Consider the following 17,398-nt stretch of genomic DNA (forward strand, 5'->3'; position numbering starts at 1 on the left):
TCATCGCTAATTTTGTTTGGAGCAATTTTCCGCTATCCGTTGCAAATGAAATTCACTGAACTCCAATTAAAATAAAATTATAGTGAATTAATTTTTATCGTTTAAAAAACAATAAAGGATTTCCACTATTATCGGGGCCTGGCATTTGGGATTAGCAAATTATTTCATTTCCAAATTATTTGTTACTTTTGCACCGTTCAAGAAAATTGACTTGAATATTTTATCGAAAATAAATTTCTCAACTTAAAACTGTTTATAGCATGCAACTGTATAACACCTTAAGCGCAGAAGAAAGAGCCATCATGATTGATGATGCCGGAAAACAACGTCTTACGCTGTCTTTCTATGCTTATGCGCAAATCTCAGATCCAACACAATTTCGTAACGAATTATTCCTGGCCTGGAACACTCTTGAAGTCTTGGGTCGAATCTACGTAGCCAGTGAGGGAATCAACGCCCAATTATCACTTCCAGCTGATAATTTCTATGCTTTTAAAGATTCCATCGAAGTCTATGATTTCATGAAAGGCATTCGTTTGAATATTGCCGTAGAACAAGATGATCATTCGTTCTTGAAACTGACTGTAAAAGTCCGTGATAAAATTGTGGCTGATGGTTTAGTGGATGAAACTTTTGATGTAACTAATATAGGAATTCACCTAAAAGCCAAGGAATTCAATGAACTTCTCGAAGACCCAAACACCATTGTGGTCGATATGCGAAATCATTACGAAAGTGAAATTGGACATTTTACCAAAGCCATAAAGCCAGATGTTGATACATTCCGTGAAAGTTTACCAATCATAGAAGAGCAACTTTCTGAACACAAACAGGACAAAAAACTATTGATGTATTGCACCGGAGGAATCCGTTGCGAGAAAGCCAGTGCTTATTTCAAACACAAAGGTTTTGAAAATGTATACCAACTTGAAGGTGGAATTATTGAATACACACGCCAGGTAAAAGCCGAAGGATTAGAAAGTAAATTCATTGGTAAAAACTTTGTATTTGATCATCGCTTAGGCGAAAGAATTACGGACGATATCGTTTCTCAATGCCATCAATGTGGAAAACCTTGTGACGTTCATACCAACTGTGTGAATGAAGGATGCCATTTACTTTTCATCCAATGTGAGGAATGTGCAACGGCGATGGAAGGTTGTTGTTCAGCTGAATGTGTAAGTGTCATTCATTTGCCGGAAGAAGAACAAAAAGCCATTCGAAGAGGAATAAAAAACGGAAATAAGATCTTCAAAAAAGGAAAATCAGACGTTTTGACTTTCAAAAACAGTGAAGAAACGCACGGTGTTTTTATTGCTGACAAACCAAAAATTGCAATCAAAAAAGAACAAAAAGTTAAGAAAATTTATATTGGAAAAGGAACCCATTTCTTTCCAAAACCAAGTATTGGTCAATTTCTTATTGAAGAAAACGAAATCAAAATTGGCGATACCATTCTAATTAAAGGGACTACAACTGGAGAACAAAAATTAGTAATCGAAGAAATGCTCGTTAACGATTTAGCTCAAGAAAAAGCGGTCTCTGGAGATACTTGTACTTTTAAACTGCCATTCAGAATTAGATTATCAGATAAATTGTATAAGATTTTAGACTAATTTAAATACCTTTAACTCCCTATTCTACAATCACATAAAATAACTAAAAATTAAAAAAAAATGAATAACTTATTTTCAAAAACAGCGGTTTTAATTTTACTTTTATTAATGTCGATTGGAATAAATGCCCAATCAAAAAGAAATTTAAAACAGGAAGAAACCAATAAAAAAATTGTCTCTACTCTTTATCAATCTTTGTTTGGCGACAAAGACACGTCAGCAATTGACAAATATATTGTAGAAGATTACATTCAGCATAATCCTATGGTGGCAGATGGAAGAAAAGCACTAAAAGATGGAGTTGAAAAATGGTTTGTGGGTGCACCAAAGGAAAAAATTGACATTCAACATATAGCCGCTGATGGTGATTTGGTTTTTATACACTTAAAATCTAAAGGTCCTGATGGAAAATTTACTTCAGTTATTGATATTTTTAGACTTAAAAACAACAAAATTGTGGAACATTGGGATGTTATCCAGGCTGTTCCGGAAAAATCAGCAAATAACCATCCGATGTTTTAATTTGTTAAAACAATTAAATCCATCGGTTTTAATTCCTATTTCTTATCAAAGCTGCTTGAAATCAAATAATTTCAAGCAGCTTTTTTTTGTCAAAAACTCCTTTTTTTAGCGTCTAAAAATTTATGATTTTAGTAGTATTTTGACTTTGAAACATTCAATCAAAAAATACTATCTTTACACATTAAACGTTTTAAGAACTTAAGTTGTGCAAGTCACAACACTACATATAAGATTATGGCATGTACAAGTTGTTCAACTTCTGATGGTGGCGCACCTAAGGGTTGTAAAAATAATGGGACTTGCGGCACCGATAGCTGCAATAAATTAACGGTTTTCGATTGGCTTTCTAATATGAGTTTGCCTAATGGCGATGCTCCTTTTGACTGTGTTGAAGTACGTTTCAAAAACGGAAGAAAAGAATTTTACCGCAATACAGAGAAACTAACGTTAAGCATGGGTGACATTGTCGCTACTGTTGCTTCACCAGGACACGACATAGGGATTGTAACTTTGACAGGCGAATTAGTAAAAATTCAAATGAAGAAAAAAGGAGTCAATCATCTAAGCAATGATGTTCCTAAAATCTATAGAAAAGCATCCCAAAAAGACATCGACATTTGGTCAACCGCAAGAGACAGAGAAGAGCCTATGAAGGTTCGTGCCCGTGAATTAGCGATTGCTCAAAAACTGGAAATGAAAATTTCAGATATTGAATTTCAAGGTGACGGATCAAAAGCTACATTTTACTACACCGCAAATGATCGTATTGACTTTCGTGCATTAATTAAAGATTTTGCTAAAGAATTCAGTACCAGAATCGAAATGAAACAAGTAGGTTTCCGTCAAGAAGCAGCTCGTTTAGGAGGAATTGGTTCCTGCGGAAGAGAATTGTGTTGCTCAACTTGGTTAACGGATTTTAGAAGTGTAAACACCTCAGCAGCGCGTTACCAACAACTGTCTTTGAATCCACAAAAACTTGCCGGACAATGCGGAAAATTGAAATGCTGCTTGAACTATGAGTTAGATACATACATGGATGCCTTGAAAGATTTTCCAGATTTCGAAACAAAACTGGTGACCGAAAAAGGAGATGCTATTTGTCAGAAACAAGATATTTTCAAAGGGCTAATGTGGTTTGCTTACACCAATAATTTTGCCAATTGGCATGTCTTGAAAATAGACCAAGTCAAAGAAATTGTTGCCGAAAACAAATTAAAAAATAAAGTTTCTTCTCTTGAAGATTACGCCATAGAAATTGTGGTAGAACCAGAGAAAAACTTCAATAATGCGATGGGTCAAGAAAGTTTAACACGTTTTGACCAGCCAAAACCTAAGAAAAAACCAAATAAGAAACGCAAGCCAGCCGGAGAAAATGCTATTGTGGCAAACAATAATAAACCCGCAAACAATAACAACAACAATAACCGTCAGGCTCAAAATGAAAAAAAACCAGTAGCTGCAAAACCTACTGAACCTAGAAAACCTATAATTATTACTAAAAATGAGGCTAAAAAATAGCGCTTTACTTCTTTTGGTGGCAATCCTTTTTTTCTCTTGTGATAAAAAAAGAGTGTTTGATGAATACAAATCAGTTGGCAGCGGCTGGAATAAAGATAGCATTGTAACTTTCAATTTACCGGAATTGGACTCTACAAAGCATTATAATTTGTATATAAACCTGAGAGACAATAACAACTATCAATACAACAATATATTTTTAATCGTAGCCATGGAAAAACCAAATGGCTTTACGAAAGTAGATACATTAGAGTACCAAATGGCAAGTTCGGACGGAACATTGCTTGGTGATGGGTTTTCTGATATTAAAGAAAGTAAATTATTTTATAAGGAAAATGTAAACTTCAATGGAAAATACAAAATTCATATAAAACAAGCCGTAAGAGAAAATGGTAAAGTTCCTGGCGTGAAGCTTTTAGATGGAATTACAGACGTAGGTTTTAGAATAGAAAAAAAAGATTAAGAAAGTATTATGGCTATCAAAAAAAATAACAATCAGACAAAAAACATTGATAAAGATATCACCTACTACAAAAAGAAATTTTGGAAAATTTTCTTTTATGGAATGGGGATTATCGCTCTGTTTTTCTTATTTGCGTCATGGGGGCTTTTTGGTTCTATGCCTTCTTTTGAAGATTTAGAAAATCCAGATTCCAATTTAGCTACAGAAATTATCTCAGCTGATGGAGTCGTTTTGGGTAAATATTTTGAAAAAAACAGGTCTCAATTAAAGTATTCCGACTTACCAAAAAATCTTGTTCAAGCATTAGTAGCAACTGAAGATGCCCGTTTTTATGAGCATTCCGGGATTGACGGCAGAGGAACTTTGAGAGCCATTGCAAGTTTAGGAACAAGCGGTGGAGCCAGTACATTGACACAGCAATTAGCCAAACAATTATTTCACGGGGAAGGTTCTAAATTTTTACCTTTTAGAATTGTTCAAAAAGTCAAAGAATGGATCATTGCCATTCGACTAGAAAGACAATACACTAAAAATGAAATTATTGCCATGTATTGTAACGTATATGATTTTGGTAATAACTCAGTTGGGGTAAGTTCCGCTGCAAAAACCTATTTTTCAAAAGAGCCTAAAGACTTGACCATTGATGAGTCAGCAATATTAGTGGGTATGTTCAAAAATTCTGGATTATACAATCCGGTAAGAAATCCGCAAGGTGTCAAAAATCGTAGAAATGTAGTGCTTTTGCAAATGGAAAAAGCAGGCATTATCACTGACCCACAAAAATTAAATTTACAAAGTTTACCGATCACTTTACATTTCAAATTAGAAACACATAAAGATGGTACCGCGACTTATTTTAGAGAATATCTACGTGATTACATGAAAAAATGGGTTGAAGAAAATAAAAAACCGGACGGTTCTGATTATGACATCTACAAAGATGGATTAAAAATCTACACCACCATAGATTCAAGAATGCAGTTGCATGCTGAAGAAGCTGTTTCGGCTCACATGGCAAACCTACAAGAAGAGTTTTTCATTCAATCTAAGGGCAATAAAAACGCTCCTTTTGTTAATATTTCTGAAGTAGAAACCCAACGGATTTTAAATCAGGCAATGAAATCCTCTCACCGTTGGGAAGTTCTTAAATCAATGGATAAAAGTGACGAAGAAATTCTGGCTTCATTTAAGGAAAAAACAAAAATGAAAGTCTTTACCTGGAAAGGAGAAAGAGATACTATCATGACACCATTGGATTCCATTCGTTATTACAAACATTTTTTACAATCTGGATTAATGGCCATGGAGCCACAAACGGGTAATATCAAAGCTTGGGTTGGTGGTATCAACTATAAATATTTTCAATACGATCACGTAGGACAAGGGGCAAGACAAGTAGGTTCTACCTTCAAACCATTTGTTTACGCCACTGCCATAGAACAATTGAATATGTCTCCTTGTGACTCAATTATTGATGGTCCGTTTATGATTCACAAAGGACGCCATCACGTTACCGAAGACTGGGAACCAAAAAACTCTGACAACAGATACCGCGGAATGGTGACCTTAAAACAAGGTTTAGCAAACTCTATAAATACAGTATCTGCAAAACTAATGGACAAAGTAGGTCCTGAGGCTGTTGTTGATTTAGCCCACAAATTAGGTATAAAATCAGAAATTCCTGTACAACCTTCAATTGCTCTTGGAGCTGTAGAAATTACCGTTCAGGATATGGTTGCTGCTTACAGTACATTTGCCAATCAAGGTGTTTATATGAAACCGCAATTTATAACTAGAATTGAAGACAAAAGTGGCGTAGTAATCTATGAACCAATACCTGAATCACATGATGTCCTGAATAAAGATATTGCTTTTGCAGTAATTAAATTACTGGAAGGTGTAACCGAAGGTGGTTCTGGAGAGCGTTTACGTACTTCCGGTGGAGGTAACGGGGACAATCGCTGGACAGGTTATCCATACTCATTCAGAAACCCGATAGCAGGAAAAACAGGTACGACTCAAAATCAATCTGATGGTTGGTTCATGGGAATGGTCCCTAATCTTGTAACTGGAGTTTGGGTAGGATGTGAAGACCGTTCAGCAAGATTTAAAACCATAACTTATGGTCAAGGAGCGACTGCGGCATTACCGGTTTGGGGTTATTTTATGAAACTTTGCTATGATGACCCAGGTCTTCATGTATCCAAAAGTGATTTTGACAGACCCGCAAATCTTTCTATAAAAGTAGATTGTTACACGCCCCGAGCAGTTGTAAAAGACACTACAAATATCCAACAAGATACCGAAGAATTCGAATTGTAATAGTCATTGCGAGGGATGGACTAAAAAACACACTATGATCAACAAAAAAGTAAATACCGTTCAAGATGCACTTCAAGGAATTGAAAACGGAATGACAATAATGTTAGGCGGTTTTGGACTATGTGGAATCCCAGAAAACTCCATAGCCGAATTAGTAAAAAAAGAAAACAAGGACTTAACCTGTATTTCCAACAATGCGGGTGTAGATGATTTTGGTCTTGGATTGCTTTTACAAAAACGTCAAATCAAAAAAATGATTTCTTCCTATGTAGGAGAAAATGCCGAATTTGAACGTCAAATGCTTTCTGGAGAACTTGAAGTAGATCTTATTCCACAAGGAACACTTGCAGAACGCTGTCGTGCTGCACAAGCAGGAATTCCAGCTTTTTTCACTCCCGCAGGTTATGGAACTGAAGTGGCTGAAGGTAAAGAAACACGCGAATTCAATGGAAAAATGCACGTTATGGAACATGCTTTCAAAGCTGATTTTGCTATTGTAAAAGCGTGGAAAGGTGACGAAGCCGGAAACTTAATATTCAAAGGAACTGCAAGAAACTTCAATCCTTGTATGGCTGGAGCGGCAAAAATCACCATTGCTGAAGTAGAAGAATTATTGCCTGCAGGAAGTTTAGATCCAAATGAAATTCATATTCCAGGAATACTTGTAAATAGAATTTTTCAAGGTGTGAATTATGAAAAAAGAATTGAACAAAGAACCGTGAGAAAAATTTTCTAGTTATGGCTTTAGATAAAAATCAAATTGCAAAACGCATTGCCAAAGAATTAAAACACAACTATTACGTGAATCTCGGAATCGGAATTCCAACATTAGTGGCTAATTATATTCCAGAAGGAATTGACGTTGAATTTCAAAGTGAAAATGGCGTTCTCGGAATGGGTCCATTCCCTTTCGAAGGCGATGAAGATGCTGATTTAATCAACGCAGGAAAACAAACCATAACTACCTTGCCCGGAGCAAGTTTCTTTGACTCAGCATTCAGTTTTGGAATGATACGTGGACAACATGTTGATTTGACAATCCTAGGTGCCATGGAAGTTGCCGAGAATGGTGATATTGCCAATTGGAAGATTCCAGGTAAAATGGTCAAAGGAATGGGTGGTGCAATGGATTTAGTGGCTTCTGCCGAAAACATTATTGTTGCCATGATGCATGTCAACAAAGCAGGAGAATCAAAAATTCTTAAAAGATGTACCTTACCGCTAACTGGCGTGGGTTGTGTAAAAAAAATAGTTACTGAACTTGCCGTTCTTGAAATAACTCCAAAAGGTTTCAAACTATTGGAACGCGCACCAGGTGTAACAGTAGAACATATTATCGCTTCCACTGAAGCCGATTTGATTATTGAAGGTGATGTTCCTGAAATGGTAATTGATTAATATATCAAATTCTTTTTCCCTCCATTAATCTGTAATTTACAGCTACTATTTTTCTAATTTCTACTTTTTGCGAAGGCTTATTAAATAAGCCTTCGCAACGATTTTATGCACTAATTTCCTTTTATTTTAATGAAATTATATAAAATTTTATGTTTTTTATAACATATTCCATGTTTTTTGTTAATTTTGAACAACCCTAAAATTCTTTTTTAATACATAAAAAAGAAAATTAACAACTAACCAAATCACAAATGGAAAAAAAATTACTTGGAAAAATTGCGTTATTTATGACCGTTTCTTTATTAGCATTAGAAACAAACGCACAAGATGCATCAAAGAATGTAAAGCAAAAATTCAATGACGAAAGAGGAAAACCCTCTCTAATTGTATTTAATGAGAAATCAACTTATAAAAACACCGATTCTCAAAAAGCATTCAAAGAACAGTTAGAATTAAAAGACAATTCCAACTTTACTAAAACAAAAACTGAAACAGACAAATTAGGATTTTCGCATGAAAAATTCCAATTGTTTCACCAAGGAGTCAAAGTAGAATTCTCAACCTATACGCTGCACTCCAAATCTGGAAAATTAGAGTCCATGAGCGGTGAATTTTATCAATTAGACAACGTAAATACGCGTCCAGTTTTATCAAAAGAACAAGCGTTTAGTAGTGCATTAAGACAAATTGGCGCCTCTAAATACCTTTGGGAAACTCCCGCTGAAGCAAAAATCAATGAATATCAAAAACCAACAGGTGAGTTAGTTTTATTGCCTCTTGTTGATGAAGATAATAATGGTAAGAAAACGGAGCAACTTCGTTTAGCTTACAAATTTGACATCTATGCAACAAGTCCGGTAAGTCGTGGTGACATCTATATTGATGCAGTAACCGGTGTTACTTTATTTTACAATGCAACAATCAAACATTTAGGTGAATATAGCAATGGTAACCAAAATGCGGTAAACACAAAAGCTGAAAAACAAAATACAACAGCATCGTTTGTTATTGCTAATGCTGACACTCGTTATAGCGGTTCTCAATCGATCCAATCTACATTAAGTGGAACATCTTATATATTAGCTGACGCTACTCGTGGAAGTGGAATCATGACGTATAACATGAAAAAAGGAACAAGTTATACTGCAGCTGTCAATTTTACTGATGTAGACAATAACTGGACTGCTGCCGAATATGATAATGTAAATAAAGACAACGGAGCATTGGATGCACACTGGGGAGCTGAAAAAACTTATGATTACTGGTCTACCGTTCATGGAAGAAACAGTTACAATAATGCAGGAGCAGCCATTAAAAGCTACGTACATTACAGTAGTGCTTATAATAATGCCTATTGGAATGGAAGTATAATGACCTATGGTGATGGCTCAGGAACAGGTGGTTTTGATATATTAACCTCAATTGATGTAGCGGGACATGAAATAGGACATGCTGTTTGTTCAAGTACCTCAAATTTAGCGTACCAAAAAGAATCTGGAGCCATGAATGAAGGTCTTTCAGATATTTGGGGAGCATGTATCGAATATTATGCTGCACCAAACAAACAACGTTGGTTAATTGGAGAAGATATAGAAAGAAGAGCGGGACATTTGTCTTTACGTTCTATGAGCAATCCAAAAACAGAGGGACAACCTGATACTTATGGAGGAACAAATTGGGTAAACATTACAAAATGTCATCCAACCAGTAATAATGATCAATGTGGGGTTCACACAAATAGCGGAGTTTTAAACCATTGGTTTTATATTCTGACTGAAGGAAAAACAGGAACAAATGACAAAGGAAGTTCATACAGTGTAACAGGTATTGGAATTGATAAAGCAGCCAAAATTACCTACCGAATGGAAAGTATTTATATGACATCAAGCTCAACTTATGCTAATGCCAGAACATATGCAATACAAGCTGCTACTGACCTTTATGGAGCAGGTTCTCCTGAGGTAATAGCAACCACTAATGCGTTCTATGCTGTAGGCGTGGGAGCTGTTTATGCAAGTGGAACTGCTAAAACCAGCCTTACTAAAACAACTACTGTAGCTACTACAAGTGACGCTTTTGTATTATATCCAAATCCTGCGGTTGATGTCTTAACTGTTACCGTAAAAGAAAATAAAGAAGGTTCTTATAAAATTTACAACTCTCTTGGATTTGAAATTCAAAACGGAAAAACATCTGGAGGCCAAATTAATGTAAGCAGCCTAACCAAAGGAATCTATTTCTTCGAATTAAATAATGGTGAAAAAACTACCGTTAAAACATTCATCAAGAAGTAATCATTACAGATTAAGTCAAAAGAAAAGCCTCACAATATTGTGAGGCTTTTTTATTTTACATTTAAATTCCTATTCCTAAAAGAACCAGGTTGCTACAAAAATAGCCGTAATCACACAAATCAAATCGACTATAAGCATTGTTCCAAGGGCATAACGAGTGTTTTTAATATTTACAGAACCAAAATAAACTGCTATCACATAAAAAGTACTTTCGGCACTACATTGAAAAATACTACTCAATCTTGCCGTTAAGGAATCGGCACCAAAAGTATTCATCGAATCAATCAAAAAACCTCGTGATCCTGCAGAACTAAAAGGTCTTAGCAAGGCTACTGGTAAAGCGTCGGTAATTTGTTTACTTACTCCCATATTAGAAAAAATGAAAGCGATCCAATTGCTAATAATTTCAAACAAGCCACTGTTTCTAAACAAAGAAATCGCGACTAACATTCCCAAAACATAAGGAAAAATAGTCACTCCGGTTTTCACCCCATTATTGGCCCCTACTACAAAACTTTCAAAAACTGTAGTAGATGCTTCAGTAAATTTTTTCTCATGAATGAACGAAAAGATCAAGGTAAAAGCAATTATTCCAATTAATATTAAAGCCGAAAGATTAGAAGTGAAATAGTTTTTACCAATTAAATCCAAATGATTTACATACATCAACAAACCAACAATTCCAGCTATTAATGTCATCAATACGATAACCAAAGAAGCACTTTTGAAATTAATTTTTTGTTTGATTCCAACGATAAGAAAAGCAGCAATTGTACCAATAAAAGAAGTGATAATACAAGGCAACATGACATCAGCAGGATTGCTGGCATTAGCCGCAGCACGGTATCCTATAATAGAAGTAGCAATCAAAGTAAGACCCGAAGCATGCAAACACAGGAACATAATTTGTGCATCACTGGCCTTATCTTTATCTGGGTTTAATTCTTGTAAACTTTCCATGGCTTTCAAACCAAATGGTGTGGCAGCAGAATCTAACCCTAAGAAATTAGCAGCAAAATTCAAAGTCATGTATGAAATAGAAGGATGATTTTCAGGAATACTTGGAAACACTTTTACAAAAACAGGACTCAATGCTTTAGCTAATTTTCCTGAGGCTCCGGAAATGATTAAAAGTTCCATCAATCCACAGAAAAAAGCCAAATAAGCAATAAGCGGAAGGATTAAATCTAGCAAAGTACTTTTACACGTTGGCAATAAACCATCTGATTTTTGAACACCGCTGTAAATTTTTACAGTTTTATTTTTATAAACATAAGTCGTATCTGCATTTAGCGTATCACGATTGATAATCATGGTTTGTTCTGGTGCTTTTTTGATGCTGTCTTTAATAAAGGCAGGAAGTTGTTCTGCGAATTTCTCCGAAACCAGAATCGGATCATCTTTCTTTCCGTTCAAAACGTGGTCAATGGTATAACTGTCTCCAGAAAACAAACTAAACACTACAAATACAATTGAAGAAATAAAAATGACCAACCAAAATCTACTCAATACCATAATCTATAATTTTTGTAAATGTAATTATTTATTAACAAACCCAATCAGGATTGTAAACCCTGATTGGGTTGCGACAATTTAAACATGAATAATTTCCTCCTCAATCAACAAATCTTCCCTTCGCAATCGAAGAAAAATTTGCGCTACAGCTATCGTGTCTTTCTCGCAATAGGTTACAATTCGATCAATGTCTTTATCTACATAAAAAACATGTCCCACCTGACTGCCGTCGATATCACCTTTTGGAGAAGGGATCCCGAGTACTTTACACATTAATTTTAAAGAAGTGTAATGCTTATAATCTCCGAATTTCCATAACTCCAACGTATCCAAATGTGGAATTTCCCAAGGTTTTTTTCCAAATAGATTCAGTTTGTTGGGAATGGCAATTTGATTGATAATCATGCGTCGGGCAATGAAAGGAATATCAAATTCTTTGGCATTATGACCACACAAAACGTGTTGCGGTTGATTGAAATGATTGTTTAGCAGATTGATAAAATCGTGTAGAATTTTCTTCTCTTCACCAAAAAAAGAAGTTACCCTAAAATTCCGAATATCGCCTTTAATCGTAAAAAAACCAACTGAAATACAGATAATTTTGCCAAACTCTGCCCAGATTCCGGCACGGTCATAAAAATCTTCCGGTGTGTATTCGTCTTTACGCTGGTATTGGGTTTTGTGTTCCCAAAGATCTTTCATTTCAGCATCCAATTCATTGAAGTCCGCTGCTTCCGGAACAGTTTCAATATCAAGAAATAAAATATTATTAAGGTGAATTTTATCAATCATCAGCTAGATTTGTTAGATTTTTTGACTTCTTAGATTATTAACTTATTAGACCTCGTTGACCGTTTAAAGTCTAACTTGTCTACTCTTCTAAAAATCTAAGACGTCTATTTTTAAAATAAACTTTGTTGCGTTGTTGGATTCTCATGTTCCAATAGCCATTTCTTTCGCCACAATCCGCCTGCATAACCCGTTAATGAGCCATCAGTTCCAATAACTCTGTGGCACGGAACGACAATCCAAAGTGGATTTTTCCCGTTGGCGGAAGCCACCGCACGAATGGCTTTGACATCGCCTAACCTTTTCGATAAATCCATATAAGACATGGTTTTCCCAAATGGAATTTCGAGTAATCCTTTCCATACTTTTTGTTGGAATTCAGTTCCTTTTGGATTCAGTGCAAAATCAAAACCGGTTCTTTTTCCCTCAAAATAATCGTTGAGTTGCGAGACCGCCTCTTTTAAAACAGTTGGGATTACTACTGAAACAGTACCTTCATCAGCAACTGAAATTACCGAAATACCATTTTCATCGCCAATGATTGTTGCCATTCCTAAAGGAGTTTTGATATAAGCTGTTTCCATATTTTAAAGATAAAAAAATTAACCACAATGTTCATGAAGAAGAGACAAAGTTCGCAAAGAAATAAAAAATTGAATTGTATTAGAAATAAAAAAACCATTCGATTACACGAATGGTTCTTGTTTTATAGCCCCGATAGAAGGGAAAATCCTTTTATTTTTTTCTTTAAAAAATAAAAGATTGGAATGATAGCGGGATTAGCTCCTTATTTCGGTTATGCTAAGAGTAAAGATCTATTTCAGATTTGAATACACATACGCTTCTAATCCTTTTAACTCTTCGTCAGTCATTGTTTTTGTAAGGACAATATTTGGCTGCATTAATGCATATTGAGCTGGATCTACAATAGGTTTGCTTTCCCCTTTCAAGAAAGTGATGATATTGCCATTTTTCTCTTTGTACATTTTGGCAATGTCCTGTAAGCTTGGCCCTATTAGTTTTGAATCCGTTTTATGGCAAGAAACGCAAGTTCCTTTTCCCTTAAAAATCGATTCTCCTAATTGTTCCGGTGTTTGAACTTCTACTGGCATTCCTTCAGAAGGTGCAGCCTCTGTAGTAGTTGGTTCAGCTTGTTTTTCAGCTGGTACAGCTTCTTGCTTTTTACAAGAAAAAGCTAAAAATGCGGTTGCAATTATTAATACTCTTTTCATTTTAGTTTTTTTAGTTTTCTCAAAAATAAATTATTTTTTGAAATTAAAATCAAAAAAAAGAATTAAAATTATTAGAATCAAAAAAATCTAAATTTATTTGTTCAAAAGTATGGCTGCTTCTTTAGCAAAATAGGTCGAAATCAAGCTTGCTCCAGCTCTTTTGATGCACATTAATTGCTCCATCATAATTTTATCATGATCTAGCCAACCTCTTTCGGCGGCGGCTTTAATCATCGCATATTCGCCCGAAACATGATACACCGTTACGGGAACATTTACCGCATTTTTAACCTCGCGAACGATGTCTAAATAGGCAATTCCGGGTTTTACCATCACCATATCGGCACCTTCTTCTACATCCCACAACGCTTCTTTGATGGCTTCAATGCGATTGGCATAATCCATCTGGTATGTTTTTTTATCTTTTGGGATTTCAGTAGCATCAACAGGAGCGCTGTCTAATGCATCACGAAATGGTCCGTAAAAAGCTGAAGCATATTTTGCCGAATAACTCATGATGCCTACATTATGGAAACCCGCAGCGTCAAGACCTTCACGTAAACGCAGCACACGTCCATCCATCATGTCTGATGGCGCAACAAAATCGGCACCCGCTTGTGCGTGAGAAACAGCCATTTTGACTAAAGCATCAACAGTTGAATCATTTTCTACATCGCCATTTGCAATGATTCCGTCATGACCATAAATAGAATAGGGGTCTAAAGCCACATCAGGCATGACAATCATTTCCGGACAAGCTGTTTTAATGGCACGAATGGCATTTTGCATTAATCCGTTTGGGTTCCAAGCTTCGAGTCCCGTATTGTCTTTTAAATTTTCACTGACTTTTACATAAATATTTACCGCACGAATGCCTAAATCAAATAATTCACGGATTTCTTTTACTGTTAAATCGATAGAACGACGAAATATACCTGGCATGGACGCAATTTCCACTTGTACATTTTCGCCTTCAGCAACAAACATGGGAAACATAAAATCCGATGGACTTAAACTGGTTTCACGAACTAAACTTCTAATGGATTCATTCGTTCTTAATCTTCTGCCTCTGTGTAATGGGAACATATGATTTATGATTTTAGATTAGTGATTGCTAATTTATGATTTGAAACGAAATATTGATGACAGAAAATCCGAAATCAAAATTCGTTAATCATCAATCTGCAATCCAACTTTTTGGATTTTCTAATACGTTTACTAATTTTTCTTCTTCGCTTCCCGCTTCCGGATGATGATCGTATACCCATTGCACATGTGGCGGTAAACTCATCAGGATACTTTCGATTCTTCCGTTGGTTTTTAAACCAAATAAAGTGCCTTTATCGTGAACCAAATTGAACTCTACATAACGACCGCGACGGATTTCCTGCCACGTTCTCTGTTCTGGAGTATAGGATAAATCTTTTCTTTTTTCTACAATTGGAACATACGCTTCGAGGAAACTATTGCCAACTTCAGTTACAAAATTGAACCAGTTCTCCATAGTCATAGTCTCTGTTGCTTTGCAATAATCGAAAAACAATCCTCCAATTCCACGGGCTTCATTGCGATGTGCGTTCCAGAAATAAGCATCACATTGTTTCTTGTATTTTGGATAAAAATCCGGATTGTGTTTGTCACAAGCAGTTTTACTCGTTTGATGAAAATGAATGGCATCTTCTTCAAACAAATAATACGGTGTTAAATCCTGTCCTCCGCCAAACCATTGCTGAATCACATTTCCGTTATCATCGTACATTTCGAAATAACGCCAATTGGCATGAACCGTAGGAACCATTGGGCTTTTTGGGTGCAAAACCAAACTCAGTCCGCAGGCAAAAAAATCAGCTTCGCCCACATTGAACATCTTTTGCATGGCTTCCGGTAATTTCCCGTGAACTGCCGAAATGTTTACGCCACCTTTTTCGAAAACTGATCCGTTTTCAATCACACGGGTTCTTCCGCCACCACCTTCGGGGCGTTCCCAAAGATCTTCACGAAATTTGGCCTGACCTTCAACGGCCTCCAAACCTTTACAGATTTGGTCTTGAAGGGTTTGTATATAGGAGTAGAATTGTTGTTTCATCTTGTTAGTTCATATAATTCCATATCTAACGGAAGTTCATTAGTTGGGGTAAATTCATTTAGCAATGTTTTTTTCCAAGTAAATCCACAATTTTCAGCTACTTTGACACTTCCTAAATTCGTTTTATGAGCAATAATTTGTAGTGTTTTCAAATCTAATTCATTGTAAGCAAAATTTGAAATGCCTTTAACGGCTTTAGTAATCAACCCTTTCCCTTCAAAATTATTTCCGATGCAATACGCAAGTTCACCAATCCTTTTTACCCAATCAATCTTTTTAATAATAATCAATCCAACTATTTTTTGGGAATCTACTTCTCTAATTCCAAAGGTGAAATTTACTTTTTGTTGAATTTCTCTTTCTTTAATTTCAATATATTCAGCTGACTTTTCAATTGTTGCGTTACTGGAAAGCGTAACGGGGAAAAATTTTCGAAATCGTTCTGTATTATCAATTATGAAAAAATGCAACTCATTAGCATCTGTAGGTCTCAATTTATCAATAATAAAATTTTCTGATATTATCATTTATCTTATAAATTTGCTTTTGCAGCAGCTATTTTACTATTGATTCCAAACGAAAACATTTTGCTTTCCTGCTGAATATAATTGTAAATGGCAATCGCTTTTCCAGAAAAATCAAACGGATTTTCTTTCGAAGCAATCACTAAAAAATCAGCAAATTGCTCCAGCTGATTCCAATCCAAATGACAACGTAATAAATGTGTAATTAAATCCTTTTCATTACAATCAATCAGACTTTGAATGTTTAATCCAAAGTCTTTCAATTGATCTTCTATGTTAATTTTATCTTCTAAATCCCAAAATTTAGGTACAAAAACTATAGAAAGCAATGTCTTTAGCACATTGTCTATTCGAATACTTTCCTGGTCTCGTAATCCTTTGTTTAGCATTTTATTACCTTTATTTTTTGTTTTTGCTTTCCTGCAAGGTTTTTTTCGAACCTTGTAGGTATAAACTAGTAATGACAATTTTAATCAAAAAGAGCTTGAAGGATTGCCACAATATTACTCAAATGTATGTTTTTCAGTTAAAAAATCATTCCTTTGATTATGACAAAAAATCAAATTTTCTAGACCTCCAAACAGCATCAACACTTCTTCTTTCTCAATTTTTGTTTCCTTATTCGAAATAAAAGCCTGATATGACGAATGCTTATAATCCTGAAATTTTAAATCTAAATGATGCTTAGGATTCAAATCTACGTACACTATCAATTGCTTTAAGTAATCATCACCATTCAATCTTATTCTCTTGAAATGCTTTTCAAAAAGACTTCCTGTCCTATCCATTTCCTTATTAAAAGCTTTAGCATAAGAATTAAAAAAATTAGAAAATGCCTGTGTCACTATTTCTTCCTCTTCATTTAATCGAATAACCAAATGAAAATGATTATCCATTAAGCAATATCCAAATATTGAGATTTTATCCAATAAATATTTTGAAAGTTGTTTTAAAAAGAAATTTTTGTTTTCATCATTTTGAAAAATTAAACACCCGTTTATTCCTCTATTATAAATATGATAACAACCATTTTTTTCTAAAACTTCTAATTTCATATTTAGGCTTTTATATTTACAATCCTGCAAGGTTTTTTTCGAACCTTGTAGGCATCGCTTAGGC

The 17,398-nt window shown here is 35.1% G+C and carries 17 protein-coding genes; 8 read left to right on the forward strand and 9 right to left on the reverse strand.

Features of this window, described 5'->3' with window-relative positions:
• The first annotated feature begins 260 nt into the window (after positions 1 to 260).
• The 8 genes from OA85_RS04450 to OA85_RS04485 all read left to right on the forward strand — a co-directional run bounded on the left by OA85_RS04450 (position 261) and on the right by OA85_RS04485 (position 10,133).
• Positions 261 to 1,616, forward strand: coding sequence for a rhodanese-related sulfurtransferase (locus OA85_RS04450; protein ID WP_039108286.1), 1,356 nt, complete (start codon positions 261 to 263; stop codon positions 1,614 to 1,616).
• A 60-nt stretch (positions 1,617 to 1,676) separates the two neighbouring features.
• Positions 1,677 to 2,138: an ester cyclase gene (locus OA85_RS04455; RefSeq protein WP_039108288.1), complete on the forward strand. Its 462-nt coding sequence runs from the start codon at positions 1,677 to 1,679 to the stop codon at positions 2,136 to 2,138.
• Between the two features lie 234 nt (positions 2,139 to 2,372).
• Positions 2,373 to 3,656: a regulatory iron-sulfur-containing complex subunit RicT gene (locus OA85_RS04460; protein WP_039108289.1), complete on the forward strand. Its 1,284-nt coding sequence runs from the start codon at positions 2,373 to 2,375 to the stop codon at positions 3,654 to 3,656.
• The gene (locus OA85_RS04465; RefSeq protein ID WP_039108290.1) at positions 3,640 to 4,119 is read left to right on the forward strand and encodes a gliding motility lipoprotein GldH; all 480 of its coding nucleotides are present in this window, start codon (positions 3,640 to 3,642) and stop codon (positions 4,117 to 4,119) included. Before OA85_RS04460 ends, OA85_RS04465 begins: the two co-directional genes overlap by 17 nt.
• 9 nt (positions 4,120 to 4,128) lie before the next feature.
• The gene (locus OA85_RS04470; protein ID WP_039108291.1) at positions 4,129 to 6,441 is read left to right on the forward strand and encodes a penicillin-binding protein 1A; all 2,313 of its coding nucleotides are present in this window, start codon (positions 4,129 to 4,131) and stop codon (positions 6,439 to 6,441) included.
• 34 nt (positions 6,442 to 6,475) lie between these two features.
• The gene (locus OA85_RS04475) at positions 6,476 to 7,177 is read left to right on the forward strand and encodes a CoA transferase subunit A (RefSeq protein ID WP_039108292.1); all 702 of its coding nucleotides are present in this window, start codon (positions 6,476 to 6,478) and stop codon (positions 7,175 to 7,177) included.
• A gap of 2 nt (positions 7,178 to 7,179) precedes the next feature.
• The gene (locus OA85_RS04480; protein WP_039108293.1) at positions 7,180 to 7,839 is read left to right on the forward strand and encodes a CoA transferase subunit B; all 660 of its coding nucleotides are present in this window, start codon (positions 7,180 to 7,182) and stop codon (positions 7,837 to 7,839) included.
• A 251-nt stretch (positions 7,840 to 8,090) separates the two neighbouring features.
• On the forward strand, positions 8,091 to 10,133 hold the full coding sequence (locus OA85_RS04485) for a M4 family metallopeptidase (RefSeq protein ID WP_082014113.1): 2,043 nt from the start codon (positions 8,091 to 8,093) through the stop codon (positions 10,131 to 10,133).
• Between the two features lie 75 nt (positions 10,134 to 10,208).
• Here the strand turns inward: OA85_RS04485 and OA85_RS04490 are convergent, their stop codons facing one another.
• From OA85_RS04490 to OA85_RS04530, 9 genes are all read right to left on the reverse strand, one after another.
• Positions 10,209 to 11,648, reverse strand: a complete 1,440-nt coding sequence (locus tag OA85_RS04490) for a nucleoside recognition domain-containing protein (RefSeq protein WP_039108294.1) — start codon at positions 11,646 to 11,648, stop codon at positions 10,209 to 10,211.
• Positions 11,649 to 11,726: 78 nt separating this feature from the next.
• On the reverse strand, positions 11,727 to 12,440 hold the full coding sequence (locus OA85_RS04495; RefSeq protein WP_039108295.1) for a 3'-5' exonuclease: 714 nt from the start codon (positions 12,438 to 12,440) through the stop codon (positions 11,727 to 11,729).
• A gap of 110 nt (positions 12,441 to 12,550) precedes the next feature.
• Positions 12,551 to 13,021, reverse strand: a complete 471-nt coding sequence (locus tag OA85_RS04500) for a methylated-DNA--[protein]-cysteine S-methyltransferase (RefSeq protein ID WP_039108296.1) — start codon at positions 13,019 to 13,021, stop codon at positions 12,551 to 12,553.
• Between the two features lie 231 nt (positions 13,022 to 13,252).
• The gene (locus OA85_RS04505; protein ID WP_039108297.1) at positions 13,253 to 13,669 is read right to left on the reverse strand and encodes a c-type cytochrome; all 417 of its coding nucleotides are present in this window, start codon (positions 13,667 to 13,669) and stop codon (positions 13,253 to 13,255) included.
• 93 nt (positions 13,670 to 13,762) lie between these two features.
• Complete coding sequence (gene hemB / locus OA85_RS04510) at positions 13,763 to 14,755, reverse strand: porphobilinogen synthase (protein WP_039108298.1); 993 nt, start codon at positions 14,753 to 14,755, stop codon at positions 13,763 to 13,765.
• Between the two features lie 91 nt (positions 14,756 to 14,846).
• On the reverse strand, positions 14,847 to 15,755 hold the full coding sequence (gene hemF / locus OA85_RS04515) for an oxygen-dependent coproporphyrinogen oxidase (protein ID WP_039108299.1): 909 nt from the start codon (positions 15,753 to 15,755) through the stop codon (positions 14,847 to 14,849).
• Positions 15,752 to 16,282 carry a GNAT family N-acetyltransferase gene (locus tag OA85_RS04520; RefSeq protein WP_039108300.1) on the reverse strand — a complete coding sequence of 177 codons (531 nt, stop codon included), beginning with the start codon at positions 16,280 to 16,282 and terminating at the stop codon, positions 15,752 to 15,754. The genes hemF and OA85_RS04520 overlap by 4 nt, the downstream gene beginning before the upstream one ends.
• Positions 16,283 to 16,287: 5 nt before the next feature.
• Positions 16,288 to 16,668, reverse strand: coding sequence for a hypothetical protein (locus tag OA85_RS04525; RefSeq protein ID WP_039109366.1), 381 nt, complete (start codon positions 16,666 to 16,668; stop codon positions 16,288 to 16,290).
• 114 nt (positions 16,669 to 16,782) lie between these two features.
• On the reverse strand, positions 16,783 to 17,334 hold the full coding sequence (locus OA85_RS04530) for a hypothetical protein (RefSeq protein WP_039108301.1): 552 nt from the start codon (positions 17,332 to 17,334) through the stop codon (positions 16,783 to 16,785).
• Between the last annotated feature and the right edge of the window lie 64 nt (positions 17,335 to 17,398).

This window comes from Flavobacterium sp. AED, from assembly GCF_000812945.1.
Taxonomy (GTDB): domain Bacteria; phylum Bacteroidota; class Bacteroidia; order Flavobacteriales; family Flavobacteriaceae; genus Flavobacterium.